This is a genomic window from Arenibacter amylolyticus, assembly GCF_002150785.1.
GTDB lineage: Bacteria > Bacteroidota > Bacteroidia > Flavobacteriales > Flavobacteriaceae > Arenibacter > Arenibacter amylolyticus.
In genome coordinates this window covers 14266-30410 of the sequence record NZ_MTAZ01000032.1, presented here as the reverse complement: position 1 = coordinate 30410, position 16145 = coordinate 14266, and the positions used below count along the sequence as shown (strand labels likewise).

The 16145-nt window shown below is 40.7% G+C and carries 11 protein-coding genes; 9 read left to right on the top strand and 2 right to left on the bottom strand.

The window, feature by feature from the left end; translation table 11 throughout:
* Positions 1-17 precede the first annotated feature (17 nt).
* Positions 18-587 carry a non-canonical purine NTP diphosphatase gene (locus BV214_RS12085; protein WP_086477768.1) on the bottom strand — a complete coding sequence of 190 codons (570 nt, stop codon included), beginning with the start codon at positions 585-587 and terminating at the stop codon, positions 18-20.
* Between the two features lie 122 nt (positions 588-709).
* Between BV214_RS12085 and BV214_RS12080 the strand changes: the two genes are divergently transcribed.
* From BV214_RS12080 to BV214_RS12040, 9 genes are all read left to right on the top strand, one after another.
* On the top strand, positions 710-1141 hold the full coding sequence (locus BV214_RS12080; protein ID WP_317045183.1) for a methyltransferase family protein: 432 nt from the start codon (positions 710-712) through the stop codon (positions 1139-1141).
* Positions 1142-1286: 145 nt separating this feature from the next.
* Positions 1287-1892, top strand: coding sequence for a SatD family protein (locus BV214_RS12075; RefSeq protein ID WP_086477766.1), 606 nt, complete (start codon positions 1287-1289; stop codon positions 1890-1892).
* Between the two features lie 2 nt (positions 1893-1894).
* Positions 1895-2596, top strand: coding sequence for a DUF3307 domain-containing protein (locus BV214_RS12070; protein WP_086477765.1), 702 nt, complete (start codon positions 1895-1897; stop codon positions 2594-2596).
* Between the two features lie 330 nt (positions 2597-2926).
* Positions 2927-4819: a phosphoglycerate dehydrogenase gene (serA, locus tag BV214_RS12065; protein ID WP_086477764.1), complete on the top strand. Its 1893-nt coding sequence runs from the start codon at positions 2927-2929 to the stop codon at positions 4817-4819.
* A gap of 468 nt (positions 4820-5287) precedes the next feature.
* Positions 5288-5830 (top strand): RNA polymerase sigma-70 factor, encoded by a 543-nt coding sequence (locus BV214_RS12060; protein WP_086477763.1) that lies wholly within the window; start codon positions 5288-5290, stop codon positions 5828-5830.
* A gap of 273 nt (positions 5831-6103) precedes the next feature.
* The gene (locus BV214_RS12055; RefSeq protein WP_150451992.1) at positions 6104-7078 is read left to right on the top strand and encodes a FecR family protein; all 975 of its coding nucleotides are present in this window, start codon (positions 6104-6106) and stop codon (positions 7076-7078) included.
* Between the two features lie 141 nt (positions 7079-7219).
* Positions 7220-10693: a TonB-dependent receptor gene (locus BV214_RS12050; protein WP_176328508.1), complete on the top strand. Its 3474-nt coding sequence runs from the start codon at positions 7220-7222 to the stop codon at positions 10691-10693.
* Positions 10694-10703: 10 nt separating this feature from the next.
* A complete protein-coding gene (locus BV214_RS12045) occupies positions 10704-12191 on the top strand; it encodes a RagB/SusD family nutrient uptake outer membrane protein (RefSeq protein ID WP_086477760.1) in 1488 nt (495 codons plus the stop codon).
* Between the two features lie 178 nt (positions 12192-12369).
* Positions 12370-15645, top strand: coding sequence for a S41 family peptidase (locus BV214_RS12040; protein WP_217868736.1), 3276 nt, complete (start codon positions 12370-12372; stop codon positions 15643-15645).
* A 15-nt stretch (positions 15646-15660) separates the two neighbouring features.
* On the opposite strand, the gene rlmH is transcribed toward BV214_RS12040, so the two are convergent.
* Complete coding sequence (rlmH, locus tag BV214_RS12035; protein WP_086477759.1) at positions 15661-16134, bottom strand: 23S rRNA (pseudouridine(1915)-N(3))-methyltransferase RlmH; 474 nt, start codon at positions 16132-16134, stop codon at positions 15661-15663.
* Between the last annotated feature and the right edge of the window lie 11 nt (positions 16135-16145).

The following is a 16145-nucleotide window of genomic DNA, read 5'->3' as shown; positions in this document are numbered from 1 at the left end:
AATAGTTGGTGGGTTGTTTATTTGAAGAAGGCAAGCAGTTGTTGCGTAGCCTTAGCTCTATGGCTAATCTGGTTTTTGGTGCTTAAGGGTAATTGTGCAAAGGATTGTTGGTATCCTTCGGGGATAAATACGGGGTCGTATCCAAACCCCTTGTCGCCCTTCCGTTCCGTTCCTATGGTACCTGTAACAACGCCTTGGAAAAGGTATTGCTTCTGGTCAACGTTTAATGCAATTACGGTTTTAAAATGAGCAGAGCGGTTAGATACTCCCTTTAATTGATCTAGTAACTTGTCTATGTTGTCCTCTGTGTTTTTTTGATCTCCAGCATATCTTGCAGAATGCACTCCCGGTGCACCGTCTAGTGCATCTACCAATAAGCCCGTATCATCTGCAAAGCAGGGATATCCGTAATTTTCGGTGACAAAATTGGCCTTAATAATGGCATTGCCTTCCAAGGTGGTAGCGGTTTCCGCTATATCTTCATGGCAGCCAATGTCTTCCAAGGATAATAAGGTTATTTCCGGAGGAAATAATTTTTGTACTTCTTGTAGTTTGTTGCGGTTATTAGTGGCAAATACCAATTGCATTATTCTAGTTTAAAGAGTGTATAGTTGTAGGCCTTAGTTTTATAAATTATTTTGGCTCATCCAAAAGTAGTAATTTTATTGCTCTATTATTTTTTTACCGTATGAAATTAAAAATTCCACCTGTGATTGTTACAATTATCTTTGCAGGGTTCATGTATGTCTTAGCTGAATATTTACCTGTTGGGTATTTCGATTTTTTTGGAAGGGAATACCTAATGGCCTTTCTTTTTGGGGTGGCTTTGATTGTGGGGGTGGTGTCTATAATTCAATTCATTAGGGCTTCTACCACTATAAATCCTAAGTCACCTACCAAGACTGCTACATTGGTTACAGGAGGAATTTATCAGTATTCTAGGAACCCTATGTACTTGGCTTTGTTGCTTGTTTTATTAGGCTGGGGATTGTACTTGGGAAATGCCTTTAATACCTTGCTTGCAGCTGGTTTTGTGTACTATATAAATGCTTTCCAAATTGAACCGGAAGAGGAGATACTCTTCAAAAAATTCCCAAAAGAGTTTCAAAAATATCGCGTACTGGTAAGGCGTTGGTTTTAATATTGTCTAGCTCCCCATAACCGTAGATGGCCACTAGGCCTATGCACTGGGGATGGCAAGGTTATTATAAGCTTTTCACCTTATATTTCATTATATAAGCGATTTTACTTATATTTTTGTATATTAGCCTTATAGATAATATATAATGGTTGCTATAATTACTGGAGATATTATTAATTCTCAAAGGGACAGCTCCTCCGATTGGATGGCCAATTTAAAAAGCTTTTTAGGGAGTTTGGGCAATTCCCCCTTGGATTGGGAAATTTATAGGGGAGATGAGTTCCAGATAAAGACCAGTCCGCAAAAAGCCTTGCGCACGGCCATACATATCAAAGCGATCATTAAGATGAACAAGTCTTTGGATGTTAGGATGGGGATAGGTATAGGGAGCGAAGCCTATACTGCTGCAAGCGTAAGTGAGTCTAATGGGGAGGCTCACCAACGGTCTGGAAGGATGTTTGAAACCTTGAAGGATCAAAAGTTGAACCTGGCCATGGCTACTGGGGATGAGCAAAAAGATAGGTCTCTAAATCTGATGTTGAAATTGGCCTTGGATTTTATGGATAACTGGTCCGAGGTATCTTCGGAAATTGTACGGATAACCTTAGAATATCCATCGGAATCACAACAAGAGATTGCAGATCGCTTGGGAATCAAGCAATCTGCGGTGAGTCAGCGCCTTCAACGCGCAAGAATGGATCTAGTACTAGATCTATTGCAGTATTACGAAACCATTACAAAAAAAGTATAGGGATGCTATTATTTACCAAGCTTTTATTGGCACATCTTATTGGCGATTTTATGTTGCAACCTACCCGATGGGTGGTGCATAAGGAGGTTCATAAAATGGCATCTGGTTATTTGTATTTGCACATTTTGGTACATTTTGGGGTTACCATGCTTTTGCTGTGGAATCTAGATCTATGGTTTTGGGCAGTAGTGATTGCTGTTACCCATTATTTTATAGATCTGGGTAAGATGTATGCGCTTCACTTGTTTAAGCAACGCTCTATTCCCTTTTTTATAGACCAGTTGTTGCACGTAGTGGTGCTTTATAGCTGTGCCTACCACGCTAATCTATTGGAGCATAGCTTGTTCTTAATAAGTGAGGTGGACTGGTCTTTGGTAACCGCCATTGTATTTGTAGGGGGTCCCTCCTCCATAATAATGGCACAGCTTCTGGAAGGGATGTCAGATCGGATATCGCTAGACCATAAATCCCTGCCCAATGCTGGGAAGTATATTGGTATTATAGAACGGCTTTTTGTGCTTGGATTCATCGTAATGGGACGTTGGGAGGCCATTGGGTTGTTAATTGCAGCAAAATCCGTATTTCGGTTTAATGATCTTAAGGAAGGTAATTCTCGGAAGCTAACAGAATATATTCTTATAGGTACCTTAATGAGTTTTGGCCTGGCTATGATTGCGGGGATTATTTATATTAATACCAACTAGTGTAGCTAATCGCTACAGAGATTTAATTCCCTGCTAACAACTGCAGGAGGTTGTTGCTTATTGGGTGAGAATTAACATCTTCGGAGTAGGCAATGTGGTTGAGGGTGGCAGATTGGATGTAGCCAATTGTCTTTTATTCAGCCATGTATAAAAGCAATTTTAGGTGGTTGTGTGTAAAACATTTTAAGGAATTCATAATATTCAACCTTCAAATTTAATTTTTCTTAATTTTTGTTTAAATAACCAGTTCTTAGCTCAGTTTTTGGGTTAGTTTACAGCGTCGGACGATAATTATTCATACTTTTACACCTTAATTTTTTTTCAGGCTAAATGGTAGTAGAAAGCAGAAAATACGTGTTCGATTTTGATAGTACGCTCACAAGGGTAGAAGCCTTGGATGTTTTGGCGGAAATCACACTGGAAGGTAGAAGTGATAAGGAAGAAATTATAGAAGAGATCCAGAAAATCACCAATTTGGGGATAGATGGAGATATCTCTTTTACGGAATCCTTGGAGAAACGCATTAAATTATTGGATGCCCATAAAGACGATTTGGAGCAATTGGTAGATTTGTTGCGCCATAAAATATCCAAGTCTATAGCATCCAATAAGGAGTTTTTTGAAACCTATTCCGATGATATTTATGTTATTTCATGCGGATTTAAGGAGTTTATAGATCCTATTGTAGAGGAGTATAACATCCCTGCAGATAGGGTGTATGCCAATACCTTTAAATTTGATGAAAATGGAAGGATCATTGGCTTTGATGAAGAAAATGTATTAGCTTCCCATAACGGAAAAATTGCATGCCTTAAGAACCTTGGTCTTCAAGGGGAAGTGCAGGTTATTGGCGATGGGTATAGCGACTACGTAATGCGTGAAGCAGGTATTGCCGATAAGTTTTTCGCTTATACCGAAAATGTACACAGGGAGAAAGCAGCGAAGAATGCTGACTACATCACTCCAAATTTAGATGAATTTTTATATGTAAATAAATTGCCTAGAAAGATATCCTACCCAAAAAATAGAATTAAGATCCTTTTGTTGGAAAACATCCATCCCAACGCGTATGAATCCCTATCCGAAGAAGGCTTCTCAGTAGAGCTTTTAACGCACAGTTTAACGGAGGAGGAGTTAATAGAAAAAATAAAGGATGTGCACGTTCTTGGAATCAGATCTAAGACTCAAGTAACGGAGAAGGTATTGGAAGCTGCCGATAAATTGATGGTAGTGGGTGCCTTCTGTATAGGAACCACACAAATAGATCTTGAAGCCTGCAAGAAAAGAGGGGTGGCAGTATTTAATGCGCCTTATAGCAATACCAGGTCTGTGGTAGAGCTTGCCATTGGTGAGATTATTATGCTGATGAGAAGTATTTTTCCACGTAGTACCGAAATTCACAATGGAGAATGGAATAAAACCGCTGCAAACTCTAAGGAGGTAAGGGGTAAAAACCTAGGTATAGTTGGTTACGGAAATATAGGTAAACAGCTGTCCGTATTGGCCGAAGCTCTTGGAATGCACGTTTATTACTATGACGTGGGCGATCAATTGGCCTTGGGGAACGCTACAAAATGTACTTCTCTGGAAGAGCTATTGAATGTCTCGGATGTAGTTACCCTGCATATTGATGATAATAAGGCGAACCATAATTTTATTGGTGAGAAAGAGATAAGTCAGATGAAAGACGGTGCCCTTCTGGTAAACCTATCCAGAGGTTTTGTGATAGATATCAGTGCTTTGGCAGCCGCACTAAAGAGCGGGAAAATTGCTGGCGCGGCTATCGATGTTTTTCCAGAGGAGCCTAGGAGTAACGGAGAATTCTATACTGAGTTGAAAGGTCTAAATAACGTAATCCTAACCCCGCATATTGGAGGTAGTACCGAAGAGGCGCAACGGGATATAGCAGAGTTTGTTCCTAATAAAATAAGGGATTATATAAACTCTGGAAATACCGTAGATGCTGTAAATTTTCCGAATATAAGACTGCCTAAGCAAAACAATGCACATCGTTTTTTGCATATCCATAAAAATGTACCGGGGGTAATGGCTAAAATTAATGAGGTTTTAGCAAGGTTCAATATGAATATCTCCGGACAGTACCTTTCCACGGATAGTGAGTTGGGGTATGTGATTACAGATTTGGATAAGAAATACAACAAGGATGTTATTAAAGCCTTGAAAAAGATAGAAAACACCATAAAATTTAGAGTGTTGTACTAGAAGCGTAAAAGGGATGGCAAAGCCACCCAATTAATTATGAACGCCCTGGGAAATTTATCTGCAGGCATATTATTAAAGCCTCGGGTGAACTTCCCGGGGCTTCTTTTTTTGGTGCTGTCGGCCACATTTCATCAAAGAGAGGAGAGCGGGAAGATTACCAATATTTACCAAATCCAAATGTTCCTTTTTCATTGAAGTTACGGAAATGGATGGGTTCTCCCTAAGGAGATTTCCAAGTAGGATGCTGCTGTATAATTCCAATTATGGACGTTTGGATGGCGATTGTGGTAGGGGCAAAATAGTTGTAGACCACACCCTAGAATAGGCATTCAGTACAATGAATTCTTAGACTTGCTATTATCAAAGATTTCCTTTTAACATTTCCTTAGTTGTTTTTTTTTATTTATGTTTGGCAATATGCGCAAGTGGTAAAAGCTTGTAGTGCCGAGCGTACAAATTGATGCCTATATGGATTTAGATGCCTCCCGAAGCATACAGTTCGAAGAAATATTTGACTTGTACTACAAGAGATTGCTGCACATTGCCAAGAGTTATGTGAGTGGGGAGGAAGATGCCGAGGAAATTGTCCTGGATGCATTTTTAACGCTTTGGGAAAAAAGAAAGGATGGCGTGGTATTGACCAACCTAAGTGGGTATCTTTTTGTAACCGTAAAGAACCGCTGTCTAGATCATCTAAGGAAAAAAAGTAGGCACTTGGACCAACACGGGAGAAGTGAACAAATTGAGCACTGGATCAATTACCAGGCGCTCTCCAACAAAGGGGCTTCCAGTTTATTAAAGGACGAGTTAGAGCAACAGATTAGAAAAGCTATTGCGCTCTTACCTGAAAAACGCAGAAATGTTTTTGTAAAAAGTAGAGTGGACGGACTCTCCCATAGGGATATTTCTGAGGAACTGGAGATTAGCGTAAAGACTGTGGAAAATCAAATTGGTAAGGCCCTAAAACACATGCGCTTGCATTTACAAGAGTTTATGCACCTGTTTTTATAAACTAGGCATACTTTCAATTTTCAGTTGTGGCAATCTTGGCCTCAGCATCATTTTAGTTCACACTAACAGGTCTTACTGCTACTACTACTACTACTACTACTACTACTACTACTACCGATTCCTAAAGAAATGTTTTAAGGCATTAGGCATAATGAAACCTTCATTGGAGCGTCAATGGCCACCAAAAATATTAGCTATTTAAAAAAAAATGATACTTGGGTGGGGGGTACTGTCATTTCCTTCGTCTTTATATGTATAAGACGCAGTTTACCAATGAAACAGCTACTATACAGATATATAAGAAAACAAACTTCCCACGAAGAAGACAAGCAGGTTTTGCGATGGCTCAGGGAAAATCCCGATAACCTGGCCCAGTTTAGTGCCTTAAAAGCAGAACTGGTTGCCGAGGAATTGCGACAGGGGCAAGATGGGGTGGTAGCTGGAGTCTACGATAAGTTTAAAAGAAAACAGTTGGCTAAAAAGAGGGTTCAACTTGCAAAATACGCCGCTGCTGCTTCAGTGGTTGTTCTTTTTGGATTGCTTTTACACCTTTACCAGCCGGGCAAGTTAGGAGATAAGGGAGGTCCAAGTAATTCCGAGATGATGCTGGTCCACAATAAGGGCAAGGAGCAAAAGGAAGTGGTGTTGCCCGATGGTAGCACGGTGCTCTTAAATATGGACAGTCAAATAGAATACCCCGCAATCTTTAAGGGCGCTAAAAGATCGGTTTCATTTATTGGGGAAGGGTATTTCAATATTACGCACGATTCTATAAAGCCATTTGTTGTAAGTACCCAAGATTTTGACATCAAGGTGTTGGGCACCACCTTTAATGTTAAGTCGTACTTAAACGACACTCAGACCGAAACAACCTTAATTAGCGGTAAGGTAGAGGTTTTGCGAGAAGCTGAGGAACCCCTTCTATTAGCCCCGTCCCAAAAGGCCATCTTCAGCAAGGAAAATAAGAAGATGGATGTAGAAAAAGTGGTGTTGGAAGATGCGGTGGCATGGCAAAAGGGAAGTCTCATTTTTAAAAGCACTCCCATGGAGCAGGTTGTGTTGGACCTGGAACGTAAGTACGACGTGAAAATAAAAATCAACTCACCAAAACTTTTAAAATATGAATATACGGGAACCTTTGATAATCTAACAATGAAAGAAGCATTACAGCTTTTGGTAATGTCTTCTCCAATTCAATATAAAGAAGTAAACCAAAAGATTATTCTCGATTATAAAGAGAAAAAGTAACGATAAAAAGAGGGTGTAGCAGCACCCCCTTTTGTCCATTTTATTAATCAATTAAACCATTGACTAACATTTAAACACTTCTAAGTTATGAAAAAAAGCGGACCAATAAGGTTTTCGCTTAGAAAACAGTTTCTAAGAATTATGAAAATCTATCTAGTTTTATTAATTACTAGTCTGGCAAAGTTAGTTGCTAATGACGTTCACGCTCAGACCATTACCTTAAAAACCGAGGTTACAGAGCTTAAGAACATCCTCGATAAAATTGAGCAAAAAAGCGGCTATCATTTTTTCTACAACAACAGTTTGGTAAATGTTGCTAGAAAAACCAGCATTGATGTTAAACGGCAAGAAATTAACAATGTGCTAGCCAGTCTTTTGTCTAACATGGATTTGGATTACAAGATGTTTAAAAATCAAATTGTGTTGTTTCAAAAAAACAACGCCTCCATAAAGGAACTATTAAAGGAGTTTGAGCAACAGGCACGTAGAGAGCAGTCTAGAGTAGCTACGGATTCGGAGATTACTTCTATTATAGCCGAAGCTACACAGCAAACTCCTGTAAAAGGGGTGGTAACGGATGAAGGGCAGCTTCCATTGCCAGGGGTGTCCATAGTTATTAAAGGGACTACCAGAGGGACACAAACCGATTTTGATGGAAATTATCAGATTGTTGCCGAAGAAGGGGACGTTTTGGTTTTTTCTTATATCGGGATGGAAACCAGAAATGTTAAGGTTGGTCAGAATAAAACCATAAATATTACGCTTAGTGAAAGCTCCAGTGAATTAGACGAGGTGATTGTAGTTGCCTATGGTACCGCTAAAAAGGCAGATTATACGGGTGCTGCCACACAAATTAATGCAGACGCTTTGGAAAAGCGGTCAATAACCAACCTTTCCGGGGCTATTGAAGGATCATCGGCTGGAGTTGCCGTAACTGCATCAAGTGGTCAGCCAGGTTCTGGTCAGGAAATTCGGATTAGAGGAATTGGATCTTTTTCTGCTTCCAGTGCTCCGCTATATGTGGTAGATGGAATTCCCTTTAACGGTTTTATCAACTCCATCAACCCAAATGACATTGAAAGTATTACTATCTTAAAGGATGCTTCTTCTACCGCTCTATACGGTAACAAAGCGGCCAATGGGGTGGTTATGGTAACCACTAAGAGTGGAAAAAATAGAAAAGGACAGTTTTCTTTTAATGTCTCCAATAGCGTTGTTAACCGTTCTATTCCAGAATACGATAGGTTAAAGCCTAATCAGTATTACGAAATTATGTGGGAAGCCCTTAGAAATACCGAGGCTATTCCTGGATTGGACAGTGAGGCAGATGTAGCCGCTGCCAATAGCTTTGCTTCCCAAAATATCTATGGTGAATTGTTGAGCAACCCCTATAATGTTGCCAACGATGAAATAGTGGGGACTAATGGTAAAATAAACCCCAATGCACGACTTATTTATGACGATTTAGATTGGGAAGATGAGTTAGTAAGGGTTGGCTATCGTCAAAACTATGATATGAGCTATACCGGGGGTTCAGAATCCATGGATTACTACGTTTCCCTAGGATACCTAACGGAAGACGGATACATTAGAAAATCCGATTTTTCTAGATTGTCGGGTCGTGCCAATGTTAATTATAAAGCCAACAGTTGGTTAAAGACGGGATTGAACCTAGGGGTTAGCTCTTCCTATGGAAATCAGGCGCAGGCCACTTCCTCCCAGTCTAGCTCCTTTGTAAACCCAATTCGTTTTACTAGAAATATTGGTCCAATTTATAATATTTACCAGCATACCCCTGATGGCGGCTATGTTTTGGATGAAAATGGAAAAAGAATGTACGACTTGGATGTTATTCGTCCCAGTGGTGCAAGTAATGGCCGACACGTACTGGCTGAAATCGACTTGAACGACGATATTGATGAAATTACCTCCCTAAGTGCAAAGACCTATGTAGATATTCAACTATTGAAAGATCTGAGCTTTAGGACCAATGTCAGTATGGACCAACGTCATTTTTACAATACCGATTTTGAAAATAGGTTTGTAGGTGACGGTGCTACGGCGGGTAGATCTGGTAGAACCTACACTAGAAGGACTACAGTGGGCTTTAACCAGCTTTTAAATTACTCCAAAAGCTTTGGAGATCACAACCTAAGAGGTTTGTTGGGGCACGAATCCCTGCGAATGAGATACAATAATTTTAATGGGTCTAGACAAGGGGTAATTGCCGATGGCAACTCGGAACTGAGTAATTTTGTTACCACTTTAAGGTTAAACTCCTATGAAGATTCCCAAGCAGATGAGAGTTATTTTGGTAGTGTGAACTATAACTATGACGGAAAGTATTTTTTAAGTGGTTCCTATAGGCAAGACGGTAGCTCCAAATTCTACAAGGATACCCGTTGGGGAGAATTCTGGTCGTTTGGTACTGCTTGGCGTTTGGATAGGGAAAAGCTTTTCCGAGACCAAACTTGGATAGATATGTTAAAACTAAGGGGGTCCTATGGGGAAATAGGAAATAACTCCGGTATTGGTTATTACGCCTATCAAGGGCTGTACGACCTAGGTTATAACAACCAAAGTGAAGCAGGTGTTTTGCAGGCCTCTTTGGAAAATAAGGACCTGTTCTGGGAAACAAGCGTAAGCTATGATGTGGCTTTGGAGTTCCGACTTTTCAATAGAATAAGCGGGGTAGTAGAGTACTATAATAAGGAGTCTGATAACTTGTTGTTTAATGTACCCTTACCGCTTTCCAGTGGGGTGTCGGATATAACCAGGAACATTGGTGCTATGTACAATAGGGGAATAGAGCTTAGCCTTAATTTTGATGTGGTACGCAATGAGAACTTTCAGTGGGACTTCGGATTTAATATGGCCACCTTGGAAAATAGGTTTACTAGACTGCCTCAAGATGAAATAATCAACGGCTCTAAGAAGCTAATGGTAGGGCGTTCCATTTATGATTACTGGCTTAGAAATTGGTACGGGGTAGATCCTGCAGATGGGGTTGCTTTGTATTATGCCAACGAAGAGGCTATAGAGAGCGATGGTGACGACATAAGGGTGATAGATGGTAACACGCTGACTACTAAGCAAGGGAATGCAGAATATCATTATGCGGGTACGGCTATTCCAGATCTTACAGGAGCTATTTCCAATTCTTTCTCCTACAAAGGATTTAACCTAGGCTTCCTCTTTACATATCAATTGGGTGGGGAAAGTATAGATTACAACTACCAGGGAGTTATGAGTTCTGGATCTTACGGAAGTGCGCTAAGTGTAGATATTTTAAAACGTTGGCAGAAGCCGGGGGACATTACCGATGTGCCTAGAATGGACCCTAGAAATACCTCCGATTTTAATGCTACTTCTGATAGATGGTTGGTAGATTCTTCCTATTTAAACTTAAGACAAGCAAGTTTGTCCTATAATCTACCCCAAGACCTGATAGAAAGATTAGATGTGGCATCGGCGCAGTTTTTTGTAAATGCAGAGAATGTGTTTTCCATAAACGCCAGGAAGGGCTTAAACGTTCAGCAGAATTTTAGCGGTACAACCTCAAATGTGTACACGCCTTCCAGAGTGGTATCCCTAGGGTTAAAATTAAAATTTTAATAGTAAGAAGATGAAAAGATCAAAATATATAATTATCGCGATATTAGCTGTACTCCCATTCTTTACAGCTTGTGAGAAAGATTTCTTGGATACGTTCCCAACAGATCAGGTTTCTTCTGGAACTGTTTCTACCACTACCGGTACGGCCATGGCGGCATTAAACGGTATTCATAGGTCTATGTATATTCGTTACGGTAGCCAGGGAAGAGGTGGTGCAGGTCACTTTGGTATGCATATGGACGAAATGGGGGAAGACCATGTTTTTAATGCGAGTACATGGACTACCGCCTATAGGTGGAATTTAAACTCGTCCCCAACCAATTCCTATAACACTAGTCATTGGGGGATGTTTTATAAATTTATTGCCAACGCCAACGTGCTTATCAATAGTATAGACGATGCCGAAGGAGAACAAGCAGAAAAGGACATAATTAAAGGTCAGTCCCTTTTGTACAGGGCTTACGGTCATTATCAGTTGGTACAAACCTGGGCTGCAGCATATAAAAAAGGGGGTGGCAATTCGCAATTGGGAGTCCCCATTAAATTAGACAACTCTATAGATCCTATTAAGCGATCTACTGTAGAAGAGGTGTATACTCAAATCAACAAAGATATTGATGACGCTATTTCCTTACTAGAAGGTTACGAGCGCCCCAATAAATCGCACTTAAATGCAGCGGTGGCAAAGGGATTAAAAGCGAGGGTGGCACTGACTCAAGGAAATTGGGGGCTAGCTGCGCAATTTGCCCAGGAAGCTAGGAATGGGTACCCCTTAATGGATCAGGAAACCTATAAGCAGGGCTTTAGGGATAACCTTGATGCCAATAGCGAATTTATGTGGGCAAGCCATATTGTAGAAGATCAAACCAACTATTTTGGAAATCTGGGAGCTTATATTTCTAGAAATTACAGTTCTTCCTCTATTAGGTCTAACCCTAGATCTATAAGCAACCTATTGTACGATAAAATATCCGATACCGATGTGCGTAAAACCTTGTGGGATCCTACTGGTGAGCATTTAAACCTGCCTTCTGGGGTAAACATTGTAGGGAATGCCAAAAGATATCCCTATACCAACCAGAAGTTTTTAACGGTAAGTACTTCGGATAGCCGAATGGATGTTCCTATGATGCGGGCAGCCGAAATGTACTTAATAGAAGCCGAAGCCTTGGCTAGGGATGGGAAGTACGGTCTGGCAGCACAGGTATTGTTCGATTTAATCTCTACCCGAGATGACGATTACACCTTATCAACTAATACAGGTCAGGCTTTAATTGATGAGATTATGGATCATAGACGTATAGAACTTTGGGGAGAAGGATTCCGTTGGTTAGATCTAAAGCGATTGAACCTTCCCTTGGATAGAACTGGATCTAATCATAAAAAATCTACCACCAATGGGGTACTGGAAGTTGCTCCGGATGATAAAAGATGGATTTGGGCCATCCCTCAAGATGAGATCGATGCCAATCCTTTGATAGAACAAAATCCTATTTAAGCTAGTGGCTATTTATTTGATTTAACTGTAAAAACCTTTCCTTGGTTAAAAGGAAAGGTTTTTTATGTATAGAGTTCAATATTAATATTAGCGATAGAACCTTTATATAGCCCTGCCATCGGGGAGGTAAAAAATGTTATTTTCTAAATTTTTAATATTTCTGTTTAATTTTCATTTTATGAAGAATGTACCTGTTTTTTTAACCAAACGTACTGCTTATTATTTGCAGTTTTTGGCAATTCTACTACTGCCATTTTCCTTTATGGCCTATGCGCAACATCATTTGGTGCATAATCCAAACTTAAGTCCAAAAGGGGATTTGCTGGCGTTTGTATATCAAGGAGATATTTGGACCGCCAATATAGATGGCTCCAATCCCAAACGTATAACCATCCACGAAGGCTATGATTCTAACCCCTTCTTTACTCATGATGGCTCAAAAATTGTCTTTCAAAGCGATCGGTTTGGGAGTAACGACATATTTGTGATTCCCTATAATGGAGGGCTTCCAAAGCGACTCACCTATGCTTCGGCATCCGATGTTTTAACGGATGTGACTTCCCAGAATAAGGTCTTATTTGGATCTAAAAGGGATTTCGCCCAAGTAGAGTCGGAGCCCGAAATATTTGAAGTGGCTCTGGAAGGGGGTACCCCAAAAAGATTACTGAACAGTTTAGGGTTCGATGCTACGCTTTCTCCAGATGGGAGGTTGTTGGCATTTACAAGGGGAAGTTGCCGTATTGCAAGGGAAGCCTATAGGGGCAGTGCCAATAGGGATGTATGGGTATACAATTTGGAAACGGATAGCTACCACCAAATCACTACTTTTCAGGGCAATGATTTTTCGCCAATCTGGGGCAATGACAATAAACTATTCTTCCAATCGTCCATGACAGGGAAGTACAATGTGCATATGGCTCGTATTTCTGAAGAGGGTGGTCTTTTGGATATGGAGCCTATAACCGAATTTGCCGATTTCGGTATTTTCTCCTTCCAATTGGGTAATGGTGGGAAAACCATCATTTTATCCCAGATGGACAAGTTGTTTTTAGTGGATGTGGATTCCAAGGAGTCTAGTTTGGTACAACTTGAGTTAAATTCGGATTTCCGTTTCGATCCCGTTGTTACTAAAACCTATACAGATGGTATCCAACAGGTAATTCCCTCTCCAAGTGGTAGGTATAGTATTTTAACAGTAAGGGGAGAGCTATTCTTGACCCGAAACGATAAAGAAGAGACCAGAACGGTAAACCTAACGCAATCTCCCTATAAAGATGCTAATGCATTTTGGCTGAACGAGGAGACTATCATCTTTACTTCGGATAGAAATGGCGTACAGAATTTCTACAAAATTACGTCTTCCGATGCCCAACAAAAGGATTTGTTTCATTCTTTGAAGCATAAGATAGAGCAGCTTAGCTTTTTTGAGAGCGAAGTAGGTAATCCGGTGTTGTCGCCAGATAAGAAATCGCTTGCCTATACCTTAGGCAGGGGGTCTTTGTATGTGTCCAAGATTTCTGAGAATGGCCAGCTATCCGAAGCGGTTACCCTAAATAACAATGGTTGGTCCTTGCCATCGGGAATAGCTTGGTCCCCAGATAATAAGTGGTTGGCCTATAGTTTAAAGGATCTAGAGTTTAACTCCGATATTTTTATACAAAAGGTAGATGGCAGGTCTTCCGCTACCAATATCTCTATGCACCCCAAAGCGGATATTAATCCTATCTGGAGTGATGATGGTTCTAAAATAGGGTTTACCTCCAATAGGAATAACAGTGATTATGACGTCTGGTTTGTGTGGCTTCAAAAAAAGGACTGGGAGCGAACTCCGGAAGATTGGAAAGAATTGGCAGCTTTGGAAGCAGATAAAAAAGCAGTGTCCGCTAAAAATGATTCCAAGAAAGAAAATGGAAACAAGGAGGTTGCTCCTATTACCATTGACTTGGATGGGATCTATGAGCGGCAGGTACAAGTAACCCGTTATAGTGGGGGCGAATTTCTACAAGGAATATCTTCAGACGGAAAAACCTTTTATTACACCACGGGCAATGGTACCAGAACCAATATAAAAAACTACGCAGATCTTTATAAGATACAGTGGGATGGAGAAGATAAAAAGGCATTGACCCAAGGGGACGCCAATCCGAGAAGCGTAACTTTTGGAAGTAAAAAAGAGTTTCTATACTATATCAGATCTGGAAAACCTAATCGGATCAACTTAAAAAAGGATGCTATAGAGAGAATCGCCTTTTCCGCTACCATGGATATCCATTATGAGGAAGAGGGGAATCAAATTTTTGAGGATGCTTGGAGGGCAATAAACGACGGATTTTACAATCCACAATTTAATGGGCAAGACTGGGACCTTTTAAAGGCTCAATATAAACCCTTGGCCTTAAAGGCATCTACTAGGGCCGATTTCCAGTTCGTTTTTAATTGGATGTTAGGACAGATAAATGCCAGCCATATGGGTATGAGGGGCGGTGAGATTAGAACCTCCTTGCAGCGCCAAAGTACTGGGCAATTGGGGGTAGACATAACTCCCTTAAAGGACGGAAGTGTAGAGGTGGTCTCTACAACGGTAACCATGCCAGCTCAGAAGCAACTAAGTACCCTCTATGTGGGGGATATCATAACAGGGGTTAATGGTAAAAAATTAACGCCAACCACCAACTTCTACAGTTTGCTCAACAATACCGTTAACGAAAAGATCTATCTCAACGTAAAAAACAGCAAGGGTGCTAGTAGGGAAGTGGTTATTAGGCCAGTTTCGTCTAACAGAAGGGCCAATTATAAAGCTTGGGTTAAAGAGCGTAGAAGGCTTACAGAAGCGTATTCTGAAGGAAGGCTGGGATATATCCATATACAAGGAATGAACTGGACCAGTTTTGAGGAGTTTGAAAGAGAGTTGACCGCTGCCGGACAAGGGAAGGAAGGTATTGTAATTGATGTTCGCTATAATGGTGGTGGATGGACCACGGATTATTTGATGGCTGTATTAACCGTAAGGCAGCATGCGTATACAGTTCCTAGGGGTGCCACAGACGACCTTGGAAAAGATCATGGGAAATTTGTAGACTCTTATCCCTACAGCGAGCGACTGCCATTGGCGGCTTGGACCAAGCCTTCCATTGCCCTCTGTAATGAGCGTAGTTATTCCAATGCCGAGATATTCTCGCATGCTTACAAAGCCCTGGGTATTGGTACCCTGGTGGGGCAACCGACCTTTGGTGCGGTTATTTCCACCGGATCCCATAGACTGATAGATGGTTCCAGTGTGCGCATGCCGTATAGGGGGTGGTATATAAAGGAATCCGGTCTGGATATGGAACTTCAACCCGCGGTACCCGATATCTTGGTGAAAAGTGCCCCGGATGAAAGAGCTAAAAAGCAAGATGCACAATTAAGGACAGCGGTATCGGAACTCCTGCGTCAAATTGAAGAAAAAAAGTAAGGTATAAAAGATAGACTATTGATGGTGGTAGGGTTGGTTTTTCAGGATCGTAAAGGCCCTGTATATCTGCTCTACCACAAATAGTCTTACCATTTGATGGGAGAAGGTCATTTTGGATAAACCAAGTAAGCCTTGGGATTTTTGGTAAACCGCATTACTGAACCCATAAGGGCCACCAATGACCAGAACTAACTGTTTAATTCCAGAATTCATTTTCTTTTGCAAATATTGGGAAAATGCCACCGAGCTGTACTGCTTTCCCTTCTCGTCCAATAAAACAAGAACATCCGAAGGATTCAGCCTACTTAATATGGCTTCCCCTTCCTTTTCCTTCTGTTGTTTTTCTGAAAGATTCTTGGTGTTTTTAATGTCCGGGATAATTTCCAACTCAAACCGCACATAATGCTTTATCCTATTTTGGTACTCCTCAATTAATTGGATTAAAGGAGCACTGTCCGTTTTTCCCAGTACAAGTAACTTTATGGTCATGCGGCAAAAGT

Coding starts and splice junctions, on each gene's coding strand:
- BV214_RS12085 (WP_086477768.1), bottom strand. CDS start 587: ATGCAATTGGTATTTGCCACTAATAACCGCAACAAACTACAAGAAGTA.
- BV214_RS12075 (WP_086477766.1), top strand. CDS start 1,287: ATGGTTGCTATAATTACTGGAGATATTATTAATTCTCAAAGGGACAGC.
- BV214_RS12070 (WP_086477765.1), top strand. CDS start 1,895: ATGCTATTATTTACCAAGCTTTTATTGGCACATCTTATTGGCGATTTT.
- serA (WP_086477764.1), top strand. CDS start 2,927: ATGGTAGTAGAAAGCAGAAAATACGTGTTCGATTTTGATAGTACGCTC.
- BV214_RS12060 (WP_086477763.1), top strand. CDS start 5,288: ATGGATTTAGATGCCTCCCGAAGCATACAGTTCGAAGAAATATTTGAC.
- BV214_RS12055 (WP_150451992.1), top strand. CDS start 6,104: ATGAAACAGCTACTATACAGATATATAAGAAAACAAACTTCCCACGAA.
- BV214_RS12050 (WP_176328508.1), top strand. CDS start 7,220: ATGAAAATCTATCTAGTTTTATTAATTACTAGTCTGGCAAAGTTAGTT.
- BV214_RS12045 (WP_086477760.1), top strand. CDS start 10,704: ATGAAAAGATCAAAATATATAATTATCGCGATATTAGCTGTACTCCCA.
- BV214_RS12040 (WP_217868736.1), top strand. CDS start 12,370: ATGAAGAATGTACCTGTTTTTTTAACCAAACGTACTGCTTATTATTTG.
- rlmH (WP_086477759.1), bottom strand. CDS start 16,134: ATGACCATAAAGTTACTTGTACTGGGAAAAACGGACAGTGCTCCTTTA.